The following is a 24058-nucleotide window of genomic DNA, read 5'->3' as shown; positions in this document are numbered from 1 at the left end:
CCACAACAAGAGAAAAGACCATGCGAATAGCCGCACTTGACCAGGGCACCACCAGCACCCGCGTACTGGTCGTGGACATGCAAGGCCGTGCCGACATCCAACTGGCGCTGCGCCACCAGCAGCACCACCCGCGTCCGGGCTGGGTCGAGCACGACCCGCTGGAACTGCTGGCCAACCTGCAACGCTGCCTGGAAGCCACCGGCCGGGTCGACGCCATCGGCCTGGCCAACCAGGGCGAAAGCTGCCTGGCCTGGGACGCCATCAGTGGCGCACCGCTGTCCCCGGTGATCGTCTGGCAGGACAACCGCAGCGCCGCACGCATCGAAGAACTGCGGGCCAATGGCGCCGAAGCCCTGACCCTGGAACGCGCCGGGCTGCCCCTGGACGCCTATTTTTCCGCCAGCAAGCTGGCCTGGATCGTGGAAAACCTGCCAGAGGCGCAAGCAGCCCTGAGCGCCGGCCGCCTGCGCCTGGGCACCACCGATGCCTACTTCCTCGACCGCCTGGCCGGGGTCTATGCCACCGACATCACCACCGCCTCGCGCACTTCGCTGATGAACCTCGCCAGCGGCCAGTGGGACCCGGAGCTGTGCGCGCTGTTCGGCGTGCCCCTGCAGGCCCTGCCGGAAATCCGCGCCACGGTCGGCGACTTCGGGCGCATCGGCCAAACCCCCATCAGCGCTTCGGTGGTCGACCAGCAGGCTTCGCTCTATGGTCACGGCTGCCGCAAACCCGGAGATGCCAAGATCACCTTCGGCACCGGCGCCTTTGCTCTGACGGTCACGGGCGAGCAGATCATCCGCGCCCCGGAAAAAGGCCTGCTGGCCACCGTCGCCTGGCAGGCCGACGGCCAACCGGTGTATGCCATGGACGGTGGCGTCTATGACGCCAGCGCCGCGGTGGAGTGGGCCGGGCGGCTGGGGCTGTTCAGTGATTTTTCGGAGCTGGCTGCCTTTGACCCGCCTCCGGCGATCTCCCGTGAGCTGGCCTTCGTCCCGGCCTTGTCCGGGCTCGCCTGCCCGCACTGGGACCGCAGTGCCGGGGCGGTGTGGATCGGCATGAACGCCGCCACCAGCCGCCAGGACCTGTGCCAGGCGGTACTGGAAGGCGTGGCCCTGCGCAGCGCCGAAGTCATCACCGCGATGGACGATCACCTCAGCGTCACCGACCAGCTATCGATCGACGGCGGGCTGGCCCGCAGCCCGTACTTCGCCCAGTTTCTCGCCGACATCCTGCAGCGCACCATCGTCACCCAGCGCTTCGACGAACTCACCGCCCTGGGCTGCGCCGCCCTGGCTGCCCGCGGCCTGGGCCTGGAGCTGCCCGAGCTGGACAACACCCGCACCGACTACCACCCGCGCATCGACCGGGCCACGGCAGACGCCTGGCGCCGCACCTTCAGCGCCGCGGTCAAGCGCTCCCAAGGCTGGTCACAGCCACGCTGAAACGCTCCAGTGGCCAAGGATGGCCGCCACTCTCGCGGAACGCCTGCGCTCCCCTTGCCGATCCGCCACGCCTATTGGACACTGACGCGCCCGCCCGCCACCGAGCGGCGGGCACATCAAGCGGTTGCTGGCGACTCAGACACACGGGACCACTGACTGCTGCGCGGGCACACGACCTGCCTGGCTGTGCTCATAAACGGATTGCTACTGAGTCGAGGATTTATGAAAGACGCAACGATTGCGCTGCACCACGGATTCAAGTCGGACCCGACCACCAGGGCCGTGGCCGTGCCTATCTATCAGAACGTCGCCTTCGAGTTCGACAACGCACAGCACGGGGCCGACCTGTTCAACCTGGATGTGCCCGGCAACATCTATACCCGCATCATGAACCCCACCAACGATGTGCTGGAGCAGCGCATGGCCGCCCTGGAAGGCGGGATCGCCGGGCTGGCGGTGGCCGCCGGCAGCGCGGCGATCCACTACGCGATCCAGACCCTGACCCAGGCCGGCGACAACGTTGTCTCCACCCCGCAGCTGTATGGCGGCACCTACACCCTGTTCGCCCACCTGCTGCCCAGCTTCGGCGTCGAAGTGCGCTTCGCCCGGGACGATTCCCCCGAAGCCATCGCCGAGCTGATCGACGACAAGACCAAGCTGGTGTACTGCGAGAGCATCGGCAACCCGGCGGGCAACATCGTCGATATCGAGGGCCTGGCCCAGGTCGCCCACGCCCGCAACGTGCCGCTGATGGTGGACAACACCGTGGCAACGCCGATCCTGTGCAAGCCGATCCAGTTCGGCGCCGACATCGTGGTGCACTCGGTGACCAAGTACGTCGGTGGCCACGGCAACTCCCTGGGCGGGGTGATCGTCGACAGCGGCAACTTCCCCTGGGCCGAGCATCCGCAGAAATTCGCCAGCCTCAACACCCCGGAGCCGGCCTACCACGGCGTGGTCTACACCGAGAAATTCGGCCCGGCAGCCTTTATCGCCCGGGCCCGCACCGTGCCGCTGCGCAACACCGGCGCGGCGCTGGCGCCGATGAATGCCTTCCTCCTGCTGCAAGGCCTGGAAACCCTGGCCCTGCGCATGGAGCGCCACACCGACAACGCCATCAAGGTCGCGCAGTTTCTCAAGGAGCACCCGCTGGTAGCCTGGGTCAGCTACGCCGGCCTGCCCGATCACCCGCACCATGAACTGGCGCGCAAGTACATGCAGGGCAAGCCGTCGGCGATCCTGTCCTTCGGTCTCAAGGGCGGCTACGCCGCGGGCGTGCGCTTCTACGACGCCCTGCAGATCTTCAAGCGCCTGGTGAACATCGGCGACGCCAAGTCCCTGGCCTGCCACCCGGCCTCCACCACCCACCGGCAGATGAACGAAGAAGAGCAGGCCAAGGCCGGGGTCAAGCCGGAGATGATCCGTCTCTCGGTGGGCATCGAAGCCATCGAAGACCTGCTCGAGGACCTCGATCAGGCGCTGCGCCAGGCCTGACCCCGCAAGGCCCGCCGCCCGAGGGTGGCGGGCCCGTGCCCCAAGCATTGAGCAACCCGCGTCGGCACCGGCGCGCCCTCCCCACCGACAGCCCCCAGGAACCTCTCTTACCCGCAAAGGACTCAACCATGATTGTGCGTTACGTAAAGATCACCATGACCCTGGCTGTCGCGGCCTTCGCGCTGCTGGTGGCCTACAACAACATCAGCGACTACGGCTCCAACTTTGCCTTTGTCCAGCATGTACTGAGCATGGACAGCGTCTTCCCCGACAACACCGCCACCGACCGCGCCGTGACCCTGCCGCTGCTGTGGAACCTCGGTTACTGGCTGATCATCGGCGGCGAAGCCCTGACCGGTGTGCTGCTGGTCGTCGGCGCCTTGCGCCTGTGGCTGGCACGGCACGGCGTGGCCAGCTACTTCAACCGCTCCAAGGGCTGGGCCATTGCCGGCTTCTGCCTGGGCTTCTGCGTCTGGTTCTTCGGCTTCATGGTGGTGGGCGGCGAGTGGTTCATGATGTGGCAATCCAAGGTCTGGAACGGCCAGGACGCCGCCTTCAAGTTCTACATGGCGATCCTTGGCGTGTTGATCTTCCTCAACCAGCCGGACGCAGAACTGCACTAACCCAGCCGCCGCCGAGCCTGTGAGGCCTTGCCTCGCGATCTCCCGTCGGAGCTCATCGGCCTTGAGAGCGCCGCGTCCCAACGGGCCGTTCGCAGCCTGCGGCAGCGGCTACACCAATCTCGGATCGGCATTGGTTGTAGCCGCTGCCGAGCCATGGCGAGGCTGCGCAAAGGCCTGCAAGGCCTTGCCTGGCGATCCCCTGTCGGAGCTCATCGGCCGTGAGAGCGCCGCGTCCCTTCGGGCCGTTCGCAGCATGCGGCAGCGGCTACACCAATCTCGGATCGGCATTGGTTGTAGCCGCTGCCGAGCCATGGCGAGGCTACGCAAAGGTCTGCAAGGCCTTGCCTGGCGATCCCTCGTCGGAGCTCATCGGCCGTGAGAGCGCCGCGTCCCTTCGGGCCGTTCGCAGCCTGCGGCAGCGGCTACACCAATCTCGGATCGGCATTGGTTGTAGCCGCTGCCGAGCCATGGCAAGGCCTTGCCTGGCGATTGCCAGACGAGCCTTGGCGTTCTTCAGAGCGCCGCCACCGCTGCGCCGGAATGCCGCCCATCAGGTTCGCAGCCTGCGGCAGCCGCTAGCCGAACCGCAAAAAAAAACGGCCCGCTGCGATAACGCAGCGGGCCGTTGTTCAGCGCCCTGGAGAATCAGGGCCAGGCCTTCGTACTCAGTGGTTGAGCTTGAAATCCTTCTCGGCCGCTTCGAAACGCTGAACCATGCCAGCGGTCGGCGCGCCCATCTTGCTCACCAGCAGGATCGCCAGGCTGGCGAAGATGAAGCCCGGGATGATTTCGTACAGGCCCAGCAGAGCGAAGTGCTTCCACAGGATCACGGTGACGGCACCGACGATGATCCCGGCCAGCGCGCCGTCGCGGGTCATGCCTTTCCACATCACCGAGATCAGCACCACAGGACCGAAGGCGGCGCCGAAACCGGCCCAGGCATAGCTCACCAGGCCCAGTACGCGGTTTTCCGGGTTGGCCGCCATGGCGATGGCGATCAGCGCCACCACCAGCACCATGGCGCGACCGACCCATACCAGTTCCAGCTGCGAGGCGTGCTTGCGCAGGAAGGCCTTGTAGAAGTCTTCGGTCAGGGCACTGGAGCACACCAGCAACTGGCAGCTCAGGGTACTCATTACCGCCGCCAGGATGGCCGACAGCAGCACACCGGCAACCCACGGGTTGAACAGCAGCTTGGCCAGTTCGATGAACACCCGCTCAGGGTTTTCGCTCACAGGGCCGGCCACGTCCGGATGCGCCGAGAAGTAGGCGATGCCGAAGAAGCCCACGGCCACGGTGCCGCCCAGGCACAGGATCATCCAGGTCATGGAGATGCGACGAGCGTTGGCGATCGATTTCACCGAGTCCGCCGCCATGAAGCGCGCCAGGATGTGCGGCTGACCGAAGTAGCCCAGGCCCCAGCCCATCAGCGAGATCACGCCGATGAAGGTGGTGTTCTTGAGCATGTCGAAGTTGGTCGGGTCCTGAGCCTCGATGGCCAGGAAGGTGGTGTCGACGCCACCGGTGGCCAGCAGCACGATGATCGGGGTCAGCAGCAGGGCGAAGATCATCAGGGTGGCTTGTACGGTATCTGTCCAGCTCACTGCCAGGAAACCACCGACAAAGGTGTAGGCAATGGTCGCGGCCGCGCCGGCCCACAGGGCTGTCTCGTAAGGCATGCCGAAGGTGCTTTCGAACAGACGGGCGCCGGCAACGATGCCCGAGGCGCAATAGATGGTGAAGAACACCAGGATCACCACCGCAGAGATGATCCGCAGCAGGCCGCTCTTGTCTTCGAAACGGCTGGAGAAGTAGTCCGGCAGGGTCAGGGCATCGCCGTTGTGCTCGGTCTGTACCCGCAGGCGACCGGCCACGAACAGCCAGTTCAGGTAGGCGCCGACGATCAGGCCGATGGCGATCCAGCTTTCCGACAGACCGGACATGTAGATGGCGCCCGGCAGGCCCATCAGCAACCAGCCACTCATGTCGGAAGCACCGGCGGAAAGCGCAGTCACCACGCTGCCCAGGCTACGGCCGCCCAGAATGTAGTCGGAAAGGTTGTTGGTGGAGCGATAGGCCATGAAGCCGATCAGCACCATTGCTGCGATGTAGATCACGAAGGTGATCAGGGTGGGATTGCTTGCACTCATTGAGTTACGCCCTGGCTTTGTTTTTATGGTGCGGCGGTCACTGCCCGCCGACGCCAAACGATGGTATTTGGCAGACGGTCAGGCGAGCCGCGCATTTATGACTGATGTTTCCCCAGGAAAGCCATCAGCCGATGAACCACCCCAAAAAGGGGTCGGTTGCACCTTGGGCGCGAATCCTATGCAACAAAATGAACAAGGTGCAACCAATTTGCGGCGATTAAGTTGCACCTTGTCGAATAATCGGCTGCCAGCGACGCTTTTGCTCCCTTTTGGAGCAAGAAACCGGTTTTTCAGAAGTAAATGCACCATCAGGAGGCAAGCCGGATCAGGCAGGAATTTTATTCCTGACAAGCTGCGGTTTTTTCCGTCCGAAAATGGGTTGCACCCGGTTGCACCTATTTCAGCGCGCGGATAATCTTGCCGCCAGCTGATGCCACACGTGCGTGGCAAACATGAGGATAAAAATATGGCTACCACCACCCTCGGGGTCAAACTCGACGACCCAACCCGCGAGCGCCTCAAGGCCGCTGCGGCCTCGATCGATCGTACGCCGCACTGGCTGATCAAGCAGGCGATTTTCAATTACCTGGAAAAACTCGAGGGTGGTGCAACCCTGTCCGAGCTGAGCAGTGTCACCGCCAAAGACGGCGATGACGCCGGCGAGGTGCAGACCGATCACGCTCACCAATGCTTCCTGGAGTTCGCCGAGAGCATCCTCCCGCAATCGGTGCTGCGCGCGTCGATCACCGCCGCCTACCGTCGTCCGGAGCCGGAAGTGGTGCCGATGCTGCTGGAGCAGGCGCGCCTGCCGGCCGCCACCGCCGAAGCCGCGAACAAGCTGGCGGCCTCGATCGCCGAGAAACTGCGCAACCAGAAGAGCGCCGGCGGCCGTGCCGGTATCGTCCAGGGCCTGCTGCAGGAATTCTCCCTGTCGTCCCAGGAAGGCGTGGCGCTGATGTGCCTGGCCGAAGCCCTGCTGCGCATTCCCGACAAGGGCACCCGTGACGCGCTGATCCGCGACAAGATCAGCACCGGCAACTGGCAGCCGCACCTGGGCAACAGCCCGTCGCTGTTCGTCAACGCCGCCACCTGGGGCCTGTTGCTCACCGGCAAGCTGGTGTCGACCCACAACGAGGCCGGCCTGACCTCTTCCCTGAGCCGCATCATCGGCAAGAGCGGCGAGCCGATGATCCGCAAGGGCGTGGACATGGCCATGCGCCTGATGGGCGAGCAGTTCGTCACCGGCGAAACCATCGCCGAAGCCCTGGCCAACGCCAGCAAGTTCGAAGCCAAGGGCTTCCGCTATTCCTACGACATGCTCGGCGAAGCGGCACTGACCGAGCACGACGCGCAGAAATACCTCGCCTCCTACGAGCAGGCCATCCATTCCATTGGCAAGGCCTCCCACGGCCGCGGCATCTATGAAGGCCCGGGCATCTCGATCAAGCTCTCGGCCCTGCACCCGCGCTACAGCCGCGCCCAGTACGAGCGCGTGATGGAAGAGCTGTACCCGCGCCTGCTGTCCCTGACCCTGCTGGCCAAGCAGTACGACATCGGCCTGAACATCGACGCCGAGGAAGCCGACCGCCTGGAGCTGTCCCTGGACCTGCTGGAACGCCTGTGCTTCGAGCCGCAACTGACCGGCTGGAACGGTATCGGCTTCGTGATCCAGGCCTACCAGAAGCGCTGCCCGTACGTGATCGACTACGTGATCGATCTGGCCCGTCGCAGCCGTCACCGCCTGATGATCCGCCTGGTGAAAGGCGCCTACTGGGACAGCGAGATCAAGCGCGCCCAGGTCGAAGGCCTGGAAGGCTATCCGGTCTATACCCGCAAGGTGTACACCGACGTTTCCTACATCGCCTGCGCACGCAAACTGCTGTCGGTGCCGGAAGTCATCTACCCGCAGTTCGCCACCCACAACGCCCACACCCTGTCGGCGATCTACCACATTGCCGGTCAGAACTATTACCCCGGCCAGTACGAGTTCCAGTGCCTGCACGGCATGGGCGAACCGCTGTACGAGCAAGTGGTGGGCAAGGTCGCCGATGGCAAGCTGAACCGTCCGTGCCGCGTGTACGCACCGGTCGGCACCCACGAAACCCTGCTGGCCTACCTGGTTCGCCGCCTGCTGGAAAACGGCGCCAACACCTCGTTCGTCAACCGTATTGCCGACCAGTCGATCTCGATCCAGGAACTGGTGGCCGACCCGGTGAGCCAGATCGAGCAGATGGCCACCCTGGAAGGCGGCTTCGGCCTGCCGCACCCGCGCATTCCGCTGCCGCGTGACCTGTATGGCGCCGAACGCGCCAACTCCGCCGGCATCGACATGGCCAACGAACACCGCCTGGCGTCGCTGTCCTGCGCACTGCTGGCCACCGCCCACAACAACTGGAAGGCCGCGCCGATGCTCGGTTGCGCCGCCAGCAACGAAACCCCGGCGCCGGTCCTCAACCCGTCGGACCATCGCGATGTGGTGGGCCACGTACAGGAAGCCACGGTCGAAGACGTCGACAACGCCATCCAGTGCGCCCTCAACGCCGCGCCGATCTGGCAGGCCACGCCGCCGGCCGAACGCGCCGCGATCCTGGAACGCGCCGCCGACCTGATGGAAGGCGAGATCCAGCCACTGATGGGCCTGCTGGCCCGCGAAGCCGGCAAGACCTTCGCCAACGCCATCGCCGAAGTGCGTGAAGCCGTGGACTTCCTGCGTTACTACGCGGTGCAGGCTCGCAATGACTTCAGCAACGACGCCCATCGTCCGCTGGGTCCGGTGGTGTGCATCAGCCCGTGGAACTTCCCGCTGGCGATCTTCAGTGGCCAGGTTGCCGCCGCCCTCGCCGCCGGCAACCCGGTACTGGCCAAGCCGGCCGAACAGACCCCGCTGGTGGCGGCCCAGGCCGTACGCCTGCTGCTGGAAGCTGGGATTCCCGAAGGCGTGCTGCAACTGCTGCCGGGCCAGGGCGAAAGCGTCGGTGCCCGCCTGGTCGGTGACGAGCGCGTCAAGGGCGTGATGTTCACCGGTTCCACCGAAGTCGCGCGCCTGCTGCAACGCAACATCGCCGGGCGCCTGGACAACCAGGGCCGCCCGATCCCGCTGATCGCCGAAACCGGCGGCCAGAACGCGATGATCGTCGACTCCTCGGCCCTGACCGAACAAGTGGTCATCGACGTGGTGTCCTCGGCCTTCGACAGCGCCGGCCAGCGTTGCTCGGCCCTGCGCGTGCTGTGCCTGCAGGAAGATTCCGCCGACCGCGTGATCGAAATGCTCAAGGGCGCCATGGCCGAAAGCCGCCTGGGCAACCCGGAGCGCCTGTCGGTGGACATCGGCCCGGTGATCGACGCCGAAGCCAAGGCCGGCATCGAGAAGCACATCCAGGCCATGCGCGACAAAGGTCGCAGCGTGTACCAGATGGCCATTGCCGACAGCGAAGAATGCAAGCGCGGCACCTTTGTCATGCCGACCCTGATCGAGCTGGAAAGCTTCGATGAGCTGCAACGCGAGATCTTCGGCCCGGTGTTGCACGTGGTGCGCTACAAGCGCAAAGACATCGACCAACTGATCGCCCAGATCAACGCCTCCGGTTATGGCCTGACCCTGGGTGTGCACACCCGGATCGACGAAACCATCGCCAAGGTGGTGGACAACGTCCACGCCGGTAACGTCTACGTCAACCGCAACATCGTTGGTGCCGTGGTCGGCGTGCAGCCGTTCGGCGGCGAAGGCCTGTCGGGCACCGGCCCGAAAGCCGGCGGCCCGCTGTACCTGTACCGCCTGCTGTCGACCCGTCCGGTGGACGCCATCGAGCAATCCTTCGCCCGCGCCGATGCCGCCAACGCTCCGGACCTGCGCCTGCGCGAAGTCCTCGGCAAGCCGCTCAATGCCCTGCAAGCCTGGGCCGAGAGCAACAAGCTGGCGGAACTGGCGACCCTGTGCAAACAGTTCGCCGGCCAATCGCAAAGCGGCATCACCCGGCAACTGACCGGCCCGACCGGCGAACGCAACAGCTACGCCATCCTGCCTCGCGAGCACGTGCTGTGCCTGGCGGACATCGAAGGCGATCTGCTGACCCAACTGGCGGCCGTGCTGGCAGTCGGCGGTTCGGCGGTGTGGCCGGAAAGCGAGCTCAGCAAGGCACTGTTCGCCCGCTTGCCGAAGGACGTGCAGGCACGCATCCAGCGTGTGGCCGACTGGACCAAGGACGAGGTGGTGTTCGACGCCGTCCTGCACCACGGCGACTCTGACCAACTGCGCGGCGTTTGCCAGCAAGTGGCCCAGCGTGCCGGCGCCATCGTCGGCGTCCAGGGCCTGTCCCAGGGCGAGACGGCGATTGCCCTGGAACGCCTGGTGATCGAGCGCGCCCTGAGCGTCAACACCGCGGCGGCCGGCGGCAACGCCAGCCTGATGACCATCGGTTAAGAGCAGCGACAAGCTGCAAGCTACAAGCGGCAAGTAAGGGTGCAACGCCTTTGCCTGCAGCTTGTAGCTTGTAGCTGCTTCTGCCCCTCCATCACCTTTATCAATCTTTCTATTCAGCCTTTATTCACGCGCCTAGACTCGGTCCATTCCCTAGCCAACAGGTATGCCGCCATGTCCGAGACGCTGCTCAGTTCCCGCAATCTGGCTTTCGAACTGTATGAGGTGCTCGACGCCGAGGGCCTGACCCAGCGCGAGCGGTTTGCCGAGCACAATCGCGAAACCTTCGATGCCGCCCTGGGCACCGCGCGCAACATCGCCGAGAAGTACTTCGCCCCGCACAACCGCAAGGGCGATGAACACGAGCCGCGCTACGAAGACGGCCAGGCGGTGCTGATTCCTGAAGTGAAACCGGCGGTGGACGCCTTCCTCGAAGCCGGCTTCCTCAACGCCGCGCGCAGTTTCGACGCGGGCGGCATGCAGTTGCCGACCCTGTTGTCCCAGGCCTGTTTCGCCCATTTCCAGGCGGCCAACGCGGCCACCACGTCTTACCCGTTCCTGACCATGGGCGCGGCCAACCTGATCGAAAGCTTTGGCACCGACGAGCAGAAACAACGCTTCCTGCAACCGATGATCGACGGCCGCTTCTTCGGCACCATGGCCCTGACCGAGCCCCATGCCGGCTCCTCGCTGGCCGATATCCGCACCCGCGCCGAACCGGCAGGCGATGGCAGCTACCGGCTCAAGGGCAACAAGATCTTCATCTCCGGCGGTGACCACCCGCTGTCGGAGAACATCGTGCACATGGTCCTGGCCAAGCTGCCGGACGCACCGCCCGGGGTGAAGGGCATTTCGCTGTTTATCGTGCCCAAGTTCCTGGTCAACGACGACGGCAGCCTGGGGCCGCGCAACGACGTGCTGCTGGCCGGGCTGTTCCACAAGATGGGCTGGCGCGGCACCACCTCCACCGCGCTGAACTTCGGCGATAACGGCCACTGCGTCGGCTATCTGGTGGGCCAGCCGCACCAGGGCCTGAGCTACATGTTCCAGATGATGAACGAGGCGCGGATCGGCGTCGGCATGGGCGCGGTGATGCTGGGTTATGCCGGCTACCTGTATTCCCTGGAATACGCCCGCGAACGCCCGCAAGGTCGCCTGCCGGACAGCAAGGACCCCACCACCGCACCGGTTTCGATCATCCAGCACGCCGATGTGCGACGCATGCTGCTGACCCAGAAAGCCTACGTCGAAGGCGCCTTCGACCTGGGGCTGTATGCGGCGCGGCTGTTCGACGACACCACCACCCTGGCCGACGACGGCGAACGCCAGCAGGCCCACGAACTGCTGGACCTGCTGACCCCGATCGTCAAATCCTGGCCGTCGGAGTTCTGCCTCAAGGCCAACGAGCTGGCGATCCAGATCCTCGGCGGCCACGGCTATACCCGGGAATACCCGGTGGAGCAGTACTACCGCGACAACCGCCTGAACCCGATCCATGAAGGCACCCACGGCATCCAGTCCCTCGACCTGCTGGGCCGCAAGCTGGCGCAGAACGGCGGCGCCGGGCTCAAGCGCCTGATCCGCCTGATCGCCGAGACCGGCGAGCGGGCCCGCGCCCATCCGTCGCTGGATGCCCTGCGCCAGCCTCTGGAGCAACTGGTGTCGCGCCTGCAGGGCGTGACCCTGGGTCTGCTGGGGGATCTGGCCACTGGCAAGGTCACGGCGACCCTGGCCAACTCGGCGCTGTATCTGAAGGCCTTCGGTCACGCGGTGATCGGCTGGCGCTGGCTGGAACAGGCCATCAGGGCCGAGGAAGGACTGGCCCGGGAAGTGGCGGCGGATCGGGATTTCTATCGGGGCAAGCTGCAGGCCGCGCGCTACTTCCTGACCTGGGAAGTGCCGGCCTGCCAGCATGAGCTGACCCTGCTGGAAGCACGGGACGCCACCTGCCTGGAGATGCAGGACGCCTGGTTCTGAGGCCCAGGCGACCTGACACACCGCGGCGCGCGGTTCGCTGGCAAGCCAGCTCCTACCAGAACCTTCACTCCACACCCGTAGGAGCCGGCTTGCCGGCGAAAGCGTCCGGCCTGGCATTGCGCGGCGCGCAGTTCGCTGGCAAGCCAGCTCCTACCAGAACCTTCACTCCACACCCGTAGGAGCCGGCTTGCCGGCGAAAGCGTCCGGCCTGGCATTGCGCGGCCCGAGGTTCGCTGGCAAGCCAGCTCCTACAGGCTGGTCAGTGCAGCTTGAAACCACCCACCTGGCGCACCAGATCCTCGGCCAGGCGCTGCAGGGTCCGGCAGTCTTCACGGCAGCCATGCACTTCGGCCGCCGTGGCCCGGGCCAGATCGGAAATCCCCTGCACCGTGCGGTTGATCTCTTCGGTCACCGTCGACTGCTGCTCCGTGGCCGTGGCCACTTGCTGATTCATGTCGCTGATGCGCTCCACCTGCCCGGTGATCGCGGTCAGCGAGGCGCCGGTGCGCTGACTGGATTCGACGCCGGTGCCGGTCGCCGTCTGCCCGGCATGCATCGAGGACACCGCGTTCTCCGCGCCTTGCTTGAGGCCCTGGATCATTTGCTGGATTTCATCGGTGGAGGTCTGGGTGCGCTGGGCCAGGGTGCGCACTTCATCGGCGACCACGGCAAAGCCACGGCCCATCTCGCCGGCCCGGGCCGCTTCGATGGCAGCGTTGAGGGCCAGCAGGTTGGTCTGTTCGGAAACCCCGCGAATCACCGCCAGCACCTGGTCGATGGAGGCCACCTGCTCCGCCAGTTCGCTCACGGCGCCGGCGGCCAGGGCAATGTCCCCGGACATGCTCTCGATATGCCGGATCGAGCCGCCCACCACCTCCCGGGCCTGCAAGGCTTCGTCCCGGGCCGCCTGGGAAGCGTCCGCCGCCTGCCCCGCATTGCGCGCAATGTCCTGGACCGTCAGGCCCATCTGGTGCACCGCGGTGGCCACCGTGTCGGTCATTTCCTGTTGCTGTCCGGAGCGCTCGGCGGTGTTCTCTACCACCGCCGCCACCTGGCTCACCGAGGAACGCAGGCGTTCGGTGGTGGCCAGCACCTCGCCGATCATGCCGCGCTGGCTGTCGAGGAAGCGGTTGAAGCCCCGCGCCAGGTCCCCCAGTTCGTCGGCGCGGCTGGCGTCCAGGCGCAGGGTCAGGTCACCGCCACCGCTGCCGATGGCCACCAGCCCCTCGGTCACTTGCCGGACCGGACGCACCAGGCCACGGGCCAGCAGCACCACCAGCAACAGGCAGACCGCGGCAATGCCCAGGCCGATCAGGCTGGTGAGCCAGATCGCCCGATGCGCCTCGGCGTAGATCTGCTCCTGCGGCACCTCGGCCACCAGGCTCCAGCCAAAGCCGCGCAGGGGCAGGCTCAGGGCCAGGAAGTCTTCGCCGTCACGCTCGAAATGACTGCTGGTCAGCCCCTCGTGCCCCATCAGCGCCTCGGCGGCGGTCGCGCCGATCTGCTCGGACAACTGTCGCTTGCCGCTGAATTCGGCGTCCGGATGGACCTGGATCAAACCATCGCTGCGCACCAGAAACACCCGGCCGCGCTCGCCAAAGCTGTAGTCGTGAATCAGCTTCGACAGCTCGGTCATGCGCAAGCCCAGGCCGGTGACGCCCACCAGCGCACCGTCTTTCTCGACCCGGTAGTTGATGAACAGCGCCAGCTCGCCGCTGGCAACGTCGATATCGATGTTCAGCACTCGCGGCTTGCCGCTGTCGATAAAGCGATAGAACCAGGCGTCCTTGGGATTGTCCCGGCTGAGGGTCCGGTCCAGGCCTTTCTGGTTGTAGTAATGATGGCTGAGCGGGCTGGCCATCATGGTGGTGAACGCCTGGTTCTCGGCGCGGATGTCTTCCAGGTAGCTGATGAAGCTCTGCGCCCGAGCCGGGTCTTCGCCCGCCGCCAGCCAGTCGCGCAGCATGCCGTTGCCGGCCAGGTCCCGGGCGGCGGTCAGCGGCTGGGTGAGAATGCGCTCGATATCGTTGCGCATGGCTTCGATGCTCGAAGGTAGCGCCCTGTCCACCAGATAGTTCTGGGTCAGGTGATTGATCAGTACCGTGTAGATGGCTACTACCACCAGCAGGCTGACCAACAGGGCCGACCCCATGCTGAGGATCAGCTGCCATTGAATACTGCGTCGCCAGAATTGCATGGAACACCTCTTTCTTATGGTTATAAGAGGCTGAGATACCGCGCCAGCCGCGGGAAGTTGTATACAAACATTGACCCTGCTTGTCCAACCCGTTACCCGCCGGCTGTGTGCACTTCCATCAATTCTGTTGAATGGTCTTGGCGATCACCTCGACGGTGGCGCTCACCTGCTCCTCATAACGGGCCAGTTCCTGGGCATGGCGCTTTTGCATCTCGATCTGCTGCGAGCACAGGTTCATCGCCGCCAGCACCAGCAGGCGCTCGCCAATCAGCGTCGGGTATTTCTTCTTGGTGTCGGCCAGGGCCGCCTTGAGCATCAGCGCGGCGTCCATGAGGGTCTGTTCCTCACCGGCCGGGGCCTTGATCGAGTAATCCTCGCCCAGGATCGAGATCACCTTCACCCCATCGATATGGTGTCTCATGGGTTGGCCGGGCTCGCACTGACGCGCTCAACCAGGGCCTGGATGCGGGCTGCGGTCGCGCCTTGTTTCTCTTCCTGTTCCATCAGGCTCAATTGCAGGCTTTCGTTTTCATCCTTGGCCTGGGCCAGTTGTTCCTTGAGGGCTGCGTTCGTGCCGAGCAGCTCCTGGTTCTGTAGCACCAGGTCGCTGACCAGCTGTTCCAATTGGCTGAGGGATGCTTCCAACATTTTGATCTTCCGGGCTTTTTGCAAAGGGCGCGTACGATAAAGAAAAGTCACCTTGGATACCAGGGTTATCCAGGCGCAAGGCCTTGATTTTACTGGCGATGACCCTTCCGCGAGAGCTGCTAGAGACTGTCATTCGCCCCGTGGGTTCCTGACGTTCCGTCGGGCCGTCGGGACTTTTCTGAAATTTCCCAACGAGCACTCAGACTTTTCTGAAACTGCTCCTGACGATTCAAGAAGCATTTTTTCAACGCGATAGCACAGGTACTTCCCAGCCCCACACGCGCAAGCTGCGCACATCCGAGGTAGGTTCAATGTCCCTGCGTACCCTGAATATCGCTCCGAGGGCATTCCTCGGTTTTGCCCTGATAGGTGGCTTGATGCTGTTTCTGGGGATCTTTGCCCTGAACCAGATGAGCAAGATCCGCGCGGCGACCGAACGCATCACCCAGGACACCATCCCCAGCATCAAGAGCGTCGACGACTTCACCCAACTGAGCCTGCGCCTGCGGGTCCAGGCCTATCGACTGCTGCTCAACCGCGACCCCGAGGAACAGCAAAAGACCCTGGACTCCATCAGCCAGCGCAACCAGAAGATCGATGAAACCCGGGCCCGCTACCAACAGCTCATCAGCAGCCCCGAGGAAAAAGCCGCTTACGATCAGTACCTGGAGCTGCTGAGCCACCACCGCCAACTGGAAGCCCAGTTGATCGAGCTGTCGCACAACAACCAGCTCGAAAGCATGCAGCAGTTGCTCAACACCGAACTGATGGCCAGCGCCGAAAAGATCAACGCCCTCCTCAACCAACTGGTGGAGATCAACACCCAGTACTCCCAGGCCGCCGATCAAGACGCGGCCGAGCAATACACCACCGCCTTCAATCTGGTGGTGAGCCTGCTGGTACTGGCCAGCGCCCTGACCCTGCTGTTCGCCTGGCGACTGATTCGCAGCATCACCCTGCCGATCGCCAACGCTCTGCATGCCGCCGAAACCATTGCCGAAGGCAACCTGACCCAACCGATCACCGTGGATGGCCGCGACGAAGCCGGCCGCCTGTTGCAGGCCATGCTCACCATGCAGGAAAAGCTGCGGGACACCCTGCAACGCATTTCCGCCTCCGCCGGCCAGCTGGCCTCGGCGGCCGAGGAACTCAACAGCGTCACCGACGAAAGCGCCCGCGGCCTGACCCAGCAGAACAACGAGATCGAACAAGCCGCGACGGCGGTCAATGAAATGACCAGCGCCGTGGAAGAAGTGGCACGCAATGCCGTCAGCACCTCCGAAGCCTCGCAGAACGCCACCCGGTCCGCCGGGGACGGACGGGACATGGTTCAGGAAACCGTCGCCGCCATCGAGCGCATGACCGGCGACGTGCAAAGCACCGCCAGCCTGATCGGCGATCTGGCCAACGAGTCGCGGGACATCGGCAAGGTGCTGGACGTGATCCGCGGCCTGGCCGACCAGACCAACCTGCTGGCGCTCAATGCCGCCATCGAAGCCGCCCGTGCCGGCGAGGCCGGCCGCGGCTTTGCCGTGGTCGCCGATGAAGTGCGCGCCCTGGCCCACCGCACCCAGCAGTCCACCAGCGAAATCGAACGCATGATCGGCAGCATCCAGAGCGGCACCGAACATGCCGTGGACTCCATGCGCAACAGCACCGAACGCGCCGAGTCGACCCTGAACATCGCCCGTGGCGCCGGTCTGTCCCTGGACACCATCAACAGCGCCATCATCGAGATCAACGAACGCAACCTGGTGATCGCCAGCGCCGCCGAGGAACAGGCCCAGGTGGCCCGGGAAGTGGACCGCAACCTGGTGAACATCCGCGACCTGTCGGTGCAATCCACCACCGGGGCCAACCAGACCCGCTCCGCCAGCAGCGAATTGTCGGGCCTGGCCGTGGACCTGAACAATCTGGTGACCCGGTTCCAGCTGTAACCCCCCCTTGCGTCCTGCTCCAGCCCTCTAGTGCGGGGGCTGGAGCCAGGGGTAGCGGCGCTTGGCGCTGCCAGGGCGGTGCATGGGCGGGCGGCTAAATCCGCTGCGTGACTCAAGACTTTAGTCGTACGACCGATATGTCACGGTAGATCAGTCTCAAGCCCCGCACGGATGCGCCCTTTTTGGTACTCACCATGTCCCTTCGTAATATGAATATCGCTCCGCGGGCCTTCCTCGGTTTTGCCATGATCGGCGGCTTGATGCTGATCCTCGGGGTGTTCGCCCTGAATCAGATGAGCAAGATCCGCGGTGCCGCCGAGGACATCACCCTGAGCAGCGTGCCGAGCATCAAGAGCCTCGACGAATTCACCCAGCTGACCCTGCGCCTGCGGGTGCTGTCCTACCGTTTGCTGGTCAACCGCGAGCCGGATGTGCAGCAAAAGACCGTGGAACTGCTGGAGATGCGCAACCAGCAGATCCGCACGGCCCAGACGACCTATGAAAAGCTGATCAGCAGCCCGGCGGAAAAAGCCGCCTATGACCAGTACGTGCAGTTGCTGGGCCAGTACCGGCAGATCGAAGAGCGGATGAAGAGCCTGTCCCGCAGCAATCAGGTGGACGAGTTGCGCAACCTGCTCAACACCGACCTGCTGAACAACTCCGAAGCCATGAACACCGTGCTCAACCGCCTGCTGGAGATCAACACCCAGCAGACCCTGGACACCAACCAGCAAGCCGCCGAGCAGTACTCCTCGGCCTTCGCTCTGGTGGTGGCCCTGCTGGTGCTGGCCACCGGCCTGACCCTGCTGTTCGCCTGGTTGCTGACCCGCAGCATCACCGTACCGATCGCCAACGCCCTGAGTGCCGCCGAAGAAATCGCCGAAGGCAACCTGACCCGGCCGATCCGGATCGACGGCAGCGACGAGGCCGGGCGCCTGTTGCAGGCCATGGCCAAGATGCAGGAAAAACTGCGCGACACCCTGCAACGCATCTCCGGCTCCGCCGGCCAACTGGCCTCGGCGGCCGAGGAACTCAACAGCGTCACCGACGAAAGCGCCCGTGGCCTGACCCAGCAGAACAACGAGATCGAGCAAGCCGCGACGGCGGTCAATGAAATGACCAGCGCCGTGGAAGAAGTGGCCCGCAATGCCGTCAGCACCTCCGAAGCCTCGAAGAACGCCACCACCTCCGCCGGCGACGGTCGCGACCTGGTGCAGGAAACCGTGTCCGCCATCGAGCGCATGAGCTCGGACGTACAGAGCACCGCCAGCCTGATCGGCGATCTGGCCAACGAGTCGCGGGACATCGGCAAGGTGCTGGACGTGATCCGCGGCCTGGCCGACCAGACCAACCTGCTGGCGCTCAATGCCGCCATCGAAGCCGCCCGTGCCGGCGAGGCCGGCCGCGGCTTTGCCGTGGTCGCCGATGAAGTGCGCGCCCTGGCCCACCGTACCCAGCAGTCCACCAGCGAAATCGAACGCATGATCGGCAGCATCCAGAGCGGCACCGAACACGCCGTGGACTCGATGCGCAACAGCACCGAACGCGCCGAGTCGACCCTGAACATCGCCCGTGGCGCCGGTCTGTCCCTGGACACCATCAACAGCGCCATCATCGAGATCAACGAACGCAACCTGGTGATCGCCAGCGCCGCCGAGGAACAGGCCCAGGTGGCCCGGGAAGTGGACCGCAACCTGGTGAACATCCGCGACCTGTCGGTGCAATCGTCCACCGGCGCCAACCAGACCAGTGCAGCCAGCAACGAGCTGTCGCGCCTGGCCGTGGACCTCAACAGCCTGGTGGCGCGCTTCAGCCTTTGAAGCACCGGGCCAGGCTCGGCAAAGACCCGGCGCACAGCACGTGCGCCGGATCGGCCGGTGCCATTGAAAGCTTTTTGACAGCGGCACATTTCAACAGGTTAGAATCGCTGGCACGCAGACTGCATGGTCAGTTTGCGCCCGCCTTTTTCACCCTGGAGTACTGCCTTTGAATGCGACGACCATCAACAGCCTGTTCTTGATCGGCGCGTTGCTGGTAGGTGCGAGCATTCTGGTGAGTTCACTGTCCTCCCGGCTCGGCATCCCGATTCTGGTGATCATCCTCGCCGTGGGCATGACCGCCGGGGTCGACGGCGGCGGCATCATCTTCAACAACTACCCGACCGCCTACCTGGTGGGCAACCTGGCCCTGGCCGTGATCCTGCTGGACGGCGGCCTGCGCACCCGGGTGGCGAGTTTCCGCGTGGCCCTGTGGCCGGCGCTGTCCCTGGCCACGGTGGGGGTGCTGATCACCACCGGGCTGACCGGCATGGCCGCGGCCTGGCTGTTCGACCTCAACCTGATCCAGGGCCTGCTGATCGGTGCCATCGTCGGCTCCACCGACGCCGCGGCGGTGTTCTCGCTGCTGGGGGGCAAGGGCCTCAACGAACGGGTCACCGCCAGCCTGGAGATTGAGTCCGGCAGTAACGATCCGATGGCGGTGTTTCTCACCGTGACCCTGATCGACATGCTCGCCAGCGGCCACACCGGCCTGCACTGGGGCCTGCTGGGGGACCTGGTCCGCGAATTCGGCATCGGCGCGGTGATCGGCCTGGGCGGCGGCTGGCTGATGCTGCAACTGGTCAACCGCATCCACCTGGCCAACGGCCTGTACCCGATCCTGGTGATCGCCGGCGGCCTGGTGGTCTTTGCCCTGACCAACGCCCTGCACGGCAGCGGCTTTCTGGCGGTGTACCTGTGCGGCCTGATGATCGGCAACCGCCCGGTGCGCAGCCGCCACGGCATCCTGCACATGCTCGACGGCATGGCCTGGCTGGCACAGATCGGCATGTTCCTGGTGCTGGGGCTGCTGGTCACCCCCCACGACCTGCTGCCCATCGCCCTGCCGGCCCTGGGCCTGGCGCTGTGGATGATCCTGTTCGCCCGGCCGCTGTCGGTGCTGGTGGGCCTGGCGCCGTTCAAGGCCTTCCACGGCCGGGAAAAGGCCTTTATCTCCTGGGTCGGCCTGCGGGGCGCGGTGCCGATCATTCTCGCGGTGTTCCCGTTGATGGCCGGGCTGCCCAACGCCCAGCTGTACTTCAACCTGGCGTTCTTCATCGTGCTGATCTCGCTGCTGGTGCAGGGCACCAGCCTGCCGTGGGTGGCCAAGTGGCTGAAGGTCACGGTGCCGCCGGACCCGGCGCCGATCTCCCGATCGGCCCTGGAAGTCCATGTCACCAGCGAGTGGGAGATGTTCGTCTACCGCCTGGGAGCGGAAAAGTGGTGCATCGGCGCCGCCCTGCGTGAGCTGAAGATGCCCGAAGGCACGCGGATCGCCGCGCTGTTTCGCGGCCAGCAACTGCTCCATCCGTCGGGTAGTACCGTGCTTGAGGCCGATGACTTGCTGTGCGTGATCGGCCATGAACACAACCTTCCGGCCCTGGGCAAACTCTTCAGCCAGGCGCCGGAGCGCGGGCTGGACCTGCGCTTCTTCGGCGACTTCGTCCTCGAAGGCGACGCCCAGCTGGGCGCGGTGTCGGCGCTCTACGGGCTCAAGCTCGACGGCCAGGACGCGGACATGCCGCTGGGGGCGTTCATCGCCCAGAAGGTCGGCGGTGCACCGGTGGTCGGCGACCAGGTGGAGTGGAACAACACCATCTGGACCGTGGCGGTGATGGACGGGAACAAGATCGGCAAGGTGGGCGTCAGATTCCCCGAAGGAAGTCGCCCCGGCCCCGGCCTCTTCCTCTAAACTGCGGAGCGCGTCGGACCTGGTCGCGACGCGTCCCCCCATTCCTATTTGCTTGACCGACTTCTATGCCTAACCTGCGTAAATTCTTCGCTGTTGCCCTGCTGGGCCTGAGTCTCTCTGTCGGCGCCGCACAGGGCGGCGATCCGCCCAGTGCCGAGTCGGTCCAGCAAAGCCTGGACAAGATCGCCGAACGCAAATTGCCGGAAGCCGATCAGAAGGCCCTGCAGACCCTGCTGCAAAACACCCTGAATCAGCTGAACAACAAGCAGGACTACGAGCGACGCCTCAGCGACCTGCGCCAGCAGTTGAGCAACGCCCCGCGCCAGACCACGGAAAACCAGCGGGAACTGGCACGCCTGAAGGCCAGCAAAGTGGTGCCGGTGGCCCAGCGCTACGGCTCGCTGGCGGTGTCGCAACTGGAGCAACTGCTGAGCGAACGCACCACCCTGCAAGGGGAGCTGCAAAAGGCCCTGGCCGACGCCAACACCCTGACCATCACCGCCCAGACCCGGCCCGAGCGGGCCCAGGCGGAAATCAGCAGCAGCCAGACCCGCATCCTGCAGATCAACGCCGCACTCAAGTCCGGCAAGGACGGCGGCAAGCTGCTCGGCGCCGATCAACGCAACCTGCTGAATGCCGAACTGGCGGCGATCAACGCCCTGATTCCCCTGCGCCGCCAGGAATTGGCGGGCAACAGCCAGTTGCAGGATCTGGGCAGCAGCCAGCATGACCTGCTGATGGAAAAGACCGCGCGCCTGGAGCAGGAAATCCAGGACCTGCAGACCCTGATCAACCAGAAGCGCCTGGCCCAGTCCCAGGAAACCGTGACCCAGCAGTCCATCGAGGCGCAGAAGGCCGGAAGCAGCAGCCTGCTGGCCACCGAAAGCGCCACCAACCTCAAGCTCTCCGACTACCTGCTCAAGAGCACCGACCGCCTCAACGAACTGACCCAGCAGAACCTGCAGACCAAACAGCAGCTGGACAGCGTGACCCAGAGCGATGCGGCCCTGGACGAGCAGATCAACGTGCTCAAGGGCAGCCTGCTGCTGTCGAAGATTCTCTACAAACAGAAACAGGCCTTGCCACGCCTGAAGCTGGACCGCGACCTGGCGGACGAAATCGCCGATATCCGCCTCTATCAATTCGAGGTCAACCAGCAGCGGGAACTGCTGGGCAGCCCCAGCACCTACGTCGACAACCTGCTCAAGAGCCAGCCGCCGGAGCAGGTCACGCCGCAACTGCGCCGGACCCTGATCGACCTGGCGATGACCCGCGCCGATCTGCTGGAGCGCCTGAACCGCGAACTCAGCGCCCTGCTCAACGAGTCCATCACCCTGCAGCTGAACCAGAAGCAGTTGCTGAGCACCTCCCAGAGCCTGCGGGCGACCCTCGACGAGCAGATGTTCTGGATCCCCAGCAACAAGCCCCTGGACGCCGAGTGGCTGCAGGAAGTGCCCCAGCGCCTACAGAAACAGGTCACCACCCTGCCCTGGGCCTCCAGCCTCAGTGAACTGACCGACGGCCTGGCGCAGCGGCCGTTGCTGTTCCTGCCCCTGGCGCTGCTGATCGGCGCCCTGCTGTGGCGGCGCAAGAACCTCTACGCGCGCCTGAGCAAGGTGCACAAGGACATCGGCCACTTCAAACGCGACAGCCAGTGGCACACGCCGCTGGCGATCCTGGTCAACATTCTCCTGGCGATGCCGGTGACCCTGGGCCTGGCGCTGTGCGGCTATGCCCTGCAGATCGACGCCCGGGGACAGAACGCCAACCTCGGCGCGGCGCTGCTGCAGATCGCCCAGGCCTGGCTGGTGTTCTACACCGCCTATCGGATCCTCGCCCCTGGCGGCGTGGCGGAACTGCATTTCCGCTGGGAAAAACCCCAGGTGGAATTCCTCCAGGGCTGGGTCCGCCGCCTGGGGCTGGTGGTCCTGGCGCTGGTGGCCGTGGTGGCCGTGGCCGAGCACCAACCCGCGGCCCTGGCCGATGACGTGCTGGGCATCGCCGTGGTGCTGACCTGCTACGGGCTGATGGCCTGGCTGCTGAGTCGCCTGCTGCTGAGCAGCCCGGCCCACGAGAATGCCTCGCTGTTCCGCAAGGCGGTGGGCCTGCTGTTCACCCTGCTGCCGATCGCCTTGTTCATCGCCGTGTGCTTCGGCTACTACTACACCGCGCTCAAGCTCAGCGACCGCTTGATCAACACCCTGTACCTGCTGATGTTCTGGCTGGTGATCGAGGCCACCTTCGTTCGCGGACTCGGGGTTGCGGCGCGGCGCCTGGCCTACCAGCGGGCCCTGAGCAAGCGCCAGGCGGCCAAGGAAGCCGGGGAAAGCGGCGACGCGGTGGTCGAAGAGCCGACCATGGACATCGAGAAGGTCAACGAACAGTCCCTGCGCCTGATCCGCCTGGCCCTGCTGGGCGGCTTCATCGCCGCGCTGTACTGGGTCTGGTCGGACCTGATCACGGTGTTCTCCTACCTGGACAACATCACCCTCTACGAATACACCAGCGGCACCGGCGCCAACATGAGCATGGTGCCCATCAGCATCGGCGATGTGATCGGTGCACTGATCATTGTCGGCATCACCTTCGCCCTGGCGCGCAACCTGCCAGGGCTCCTGGAAGTGCTGGTGCTGTCCAAGCTGAACCTGGCCCAGGGCAGCGCCTACGCCACCACCACCCTGCTGTCCTACGCCATTGCCGGGGTCGGCTTCGTCTCGACCCTGGCCACCCTCGGCGTCAGTTGGGACAAGCTGCAGTGGCTGGTGGCGGCCTTGTCGGTAGGCCTGGGTTTCGGCATGCAGGCGATCTTCGCCAACTTCATCTCCGGCATCATCATCCTGTTCGAGCGGCCGGTGCGCATCGGCGACACCATCACCATCGGCAACCTGTCGGGCACGGTGAGCAAGATCCGCATCCGCGCCACCACCATCACCGACTTCGACCGCAAGGACATCATCGTCCCCAACCAGACCTTCATCACCGGGCAACTGATCAACTGGTCGCTGACCGACACCGTGACCCGGGTGACCCTCAAGCTCGGCGTCGACTACGGCTCGGACCTGGACCTGGTGAAAGAGCTGCTGCTCAAGGCCGCCCGGGACAACCCGCGGGTGCTCAAGGAGCCGGAGCCCCATGTGTACTTCCTCAACTTCGGCGAAAGCACCCTGGACCACGAACTGCGCATGCACGTTCGCGAACTGGGGGACCGCAACCCGGTGGTGGACGAGGTCAACCGCTTCATCAACCGCGAGTTCAAGAAGCAGCACATCAACATCTCGTTCCGGCAGATGGAGGTCTACCTGAAGAACCTCCACGGCCAGGAATACAAGATGGTGCCCATCGAGCCGGAGGCCAAGACCATCGTCCCGGTGGCCGAAGGCAAGCCGCTGCAGGAACCGCCGCCAAGCAAACTCGACTAAGGCCTCTATCCCTAGCAGAATG

Annotated in this window: 13 protein-coding genes and 3 pseudogenes; 11 read left to right on the top strand and 5 right to left on the bottom strand. The window is 64.9% G+C overall.

The window, feature by feature from the left end:
- Positions 1 to 20: 20 nt before the first annotated feature.
- From PST29_RS02505 to PST29_RS02495, 3 genes are all read left to right on the top strand, one after another.
- Complete coding sequence (locus PST29_RS02505; protein WP_060842290.1) at positions 21 to 1445, top strand: glycerol kinase; 1425 nt, start codon at positions 21 to 23, stop codon at positions 1443 to 1445.
- Positions 1446 to 1667: 222 nt separating this feature from the next.
- The gene (locus PST29_RS02500; protein WP_060842289.1) at positions 1668 to 2939 is read left to right on the top strand and encodes an O-acetylhomoserine aminocarboxypropyltransferase/cysteine synthase family protein; all 1272 of its coding nucleotides are present in this window, start codon (positions 1668 to 1670) and stop codon (positions 2937 to 2939) included.
- Between the two features lie 128 nt (positions 2940 to 3067).
- Positions 3068 to 3562, top strand: a complete 495-nt coding sequence (locus PST29_RS02495) for a DUF2165 family protein (protein ID WP_060837205.1) — start codon at positions 3068 to 3070, stop codon at positions 3560 to 3562.
- 665 nt (positions 3563 to 4227) lie between these two features.
- Here the strand turns inward: PST29_RS02495 and putP are convergent.
- Positions 4228 to 5712: a sodium/proline symporter PutP gene (putP, locus tag PST29_RS02490; RefSeq protein WP_060837204.1), complete on the bottom strand. Its 1485-nt coding sequence runs from the start codon at positions 5710 to 5712 to the stop codon at positions 4228 to 4230.
- 466 nt (positions 5713 to 6178) lie between these two features.
- On the opposite strand from putP, the gene putA reads away from it, so the two are divergent.
- Positions 6179 to 10132 carry a trifunctional transcriptional regulator/proline dehydrogenase/L-glutamate gamma-semialdehyde dehydrogenase gene (gene putA, locus PST29_RS02485; RefSeq protein ID WP_060842288.1) on the top strand — a complete coding sequence of 1318 codons (3954 nt, stop codon included), beginning with the start codon at positions 6179 to 6181 and terminating at the stop codon, positions 10130 to 10132.
- 171 nt (positions 10133 to 10303) lie between these two features.
- Complete coding sequence (locus PST29_RS02480) at positions 10304 to 12106, top strand: acyl-CoA dehydrogenase (RefSeq protein ID WP_060837202.1); 1803 nt, start codon at positions 10304 to 10306, stop codon at positions 12104 to 12106.
- Between the two features lie 259 nt (positions 12107 to 12365).
- Here PST29_RS02480 and PST29_RS32655 read toward each other — a convergent pair whose 3' ends face one another.
- From PST29_RS32655 to PST29_RS02465, 4 genes and pseudogenes are all read right to left on the bottom strand, one after another.
- Entirely contained in the window at positions 12366 to 13106 is a 741-nt protein-coding gene (locus PST29_RS32655; protein WP_375136275.1) for a methyl-accepting chemotaxis protein, read from the bottom strand.
- Between the two features lie 126 nt (positions 13107 to 13232).
- Positions 13233 to 14258 (bottom strand): annotated as a pseudogene (locus tag PST29_RS32650) (HAMP domain-containing protein); the annotation flags it as partial.
- A gap of 163 nt (positions 14259 to 14421) precedes the next feature.
- Positions 14422 to 14724 (bottom strand): cell division protein ZapA, encoded by a 303-nt coding sequence (locus PST29_RS02470; RefSeq protein WP_060837200.1) that lies wholly within the window; start codon positions 14722 to 14724, stop codon positions 14422 to 14424.
- Entirely contained in the window at positions 14721 to 14951 is a 231-nt protein-coding gene (locus tag PST29_RS02465) for a hypothetical protein (protein ID WP_016962666.1), read from the bottom strand. Before PST29_RS02465 ends, PST29_RS02470 begins: the two co-directional genes overlap by 4 nt.
- 311 nt (positions 14952 to 15262) lie before the next feature.
- Between PST29_RS02465 and PST29_RS32645 the strand changes: the two are divergent.
- The 6 genes and pseudogenes from PST29_RS32645 to mscK form a co-directional block, all read left to right on the top strand.
- A pseudogene (locus PST29_RS32645) lies at positions 15263 to 16033 on the top strand (MCP four helix bundle domain-containing protein); the annotation flags it as partial.
- A complete protein-coding gene (locus PST29_RS32640; RefSeq protein WP_442966405.1) occupies positions 16016 to 16888 on the top strand; it encodes a methyl-accepting chemotaxis protein in 873 nt (290 codons plus the stop codon). The pseudogene PST29_RS32645 and the gene PST29_RS32640, both read left to right, overlap by 18 nt.
- 194 nt (positions 16889 to 17082) lie before the next feature.
- Positions 17083 to 17853: pseudogene (locus PST29_RS32635) on the top strand (MCP four helix bundle domain-containing protein); the annotation flags it as partial.
- Complete coding sequence (locus PST29_RS32630; RefSeq protein ID WP_442963163.1) at positions 17836 to 18708, top strand: methyl-accepting chemotaxis protein; 873 nt, start codon at positions 17836 to 17838, stop codon at positions 18706 to 18708. The pseudogene PST29_RS32635 and the gene PST29_RS32630, both read left to right, overlap by 18 nt.
- A 166-nt stretch (positions 18709 to 18874) precedes the next feature.
- Positions 18875 to 20617 (top strand): potassium/proton antiporter, encoded by a 1743-nt coding sequence (locus PST29_RS02450; protein WP_060842284.1) that lies wholly within the window; start codon positions 18875 to 18877, stop codon positions 20615 to 20617.
- A 65-nt stretch (positions 20618 to 20682) separates the two neighbouring features.
- Positions 20683 to 24036, top strand: a complete 3354-nt coding sequence (mscK, locus tag PST29_RS02445; protein ID WP_060837196.1) for a mechanosensitive channel MscK — start codon at positions 20683 to 20685, stop codon at positions 24034 to 24036.
- Positions 24037 to 24058: the final 22 nt, after the last annotated feature.

The sequence above is a fragment of the Pseudomonas sp. St29 genome (genome assembly GCF_001547915.1).
In the GTDB taxonomy this organism is placed as follows: Bacteria; Pseudomonadota; Gammaproteobacteria; order Pseudomonadales; family Pseudomonadaceae; genus Aquipseudomonas.
The sequence above is the reverse complement of the archived record's forward strand: the minus strand, read 5'-3'. Positions and strand labels throughout refer to the sequence as shown.

What these genes read in the sequence shown, in the direction of transcription:
- PST29_RS02500 (WP_060842289.1), top strand. Translation starts at nt 1,668, where the DNA reads ATGAAAGACGCAACGATTGCGCTGCACCACGGATTCAAGTCGGACCCG.
- PST29_RS32630 (WP_442963163.1), top strand. Translation starts at nt 17,836, where the DNA reads ATGGCCAAGATGCAGGAAAAACTGCGCGACACCCTGCAACGCATCTCC.
- PST29_RS02470 (WP_060837200.1), bottom strand. Translation starts at nt 14,724, where the DNA reads ATGAGACACCATATCGATGGGGTGAAGGTGATCTCGATCCTGGGCGAG.
- PST29_RS02495 (WP_060837205.1), top strand. Translation starts at nt 3,068, where the DNA reads ATGATTGTGCGTTACGTAAAGATCACCATGACCCTGGCTGTCGCGGCC.
- PST29_RS02465 (WP_016962666.1), bottom strand. Translation starts at nt 14,951, where the DNA reads ATGTTGGAAGCATCCCTCAGCCAATTGGAACAGCTGGTCAGCGACCTG.
- putP (WP_060837204.1), bottom strand. Translation starts at nt 5,712, where the DNA reads ATGAGTGCAAGCAATCCCACCCTGATCACCTTCGTGATCTACATCGCA.
- PST29_RS02505 (WP_060842290.1), top strand. Translation starts at nt 21, where the DNA reads ATGCGAATAGCCGCACTTGACCAGGGCACCACCAGCACCCGCGTACTG.
- PST29_RS02480 (WP_060837202.1), top strand. Translation starts at nt 10,304, where the DNA reads ATGTCCGAGACGCTGCTCAGTTCCCGCAATCTGGCTTTCGAACTGTAT.
- PST29_RS32640 (WP_442966405.1), top strand. Translation starts at nt 16,016, where the DNA reads ATGCTCACCATGCAGGAAAAGCTGCGGGACACCCTGCAACGCATTTCC.
- PST29_RS32655 (WP_375136275.1), bottom strand. Translation starts at nt 13,106, where the DNA reads ATGACCGACACGGTGGCCACCGCGGTGCACCAGATGGGCCTGACGGTC.
- putA (WP_060842288.1), top strand. Translation starts at nt 6,179, where the DNA reads ATGGCTACCACCACCCTCGGGGTCAAACTCGACGACCCAACCCGCGAG.
- mscK (WP_060837196.1), top strand. Translation starts at nt 20,683, where the DNA reads ATGCCTAACCTGCGTAAATTCTTCGCTGTTGCCCTGCTGGGCCTGAGT.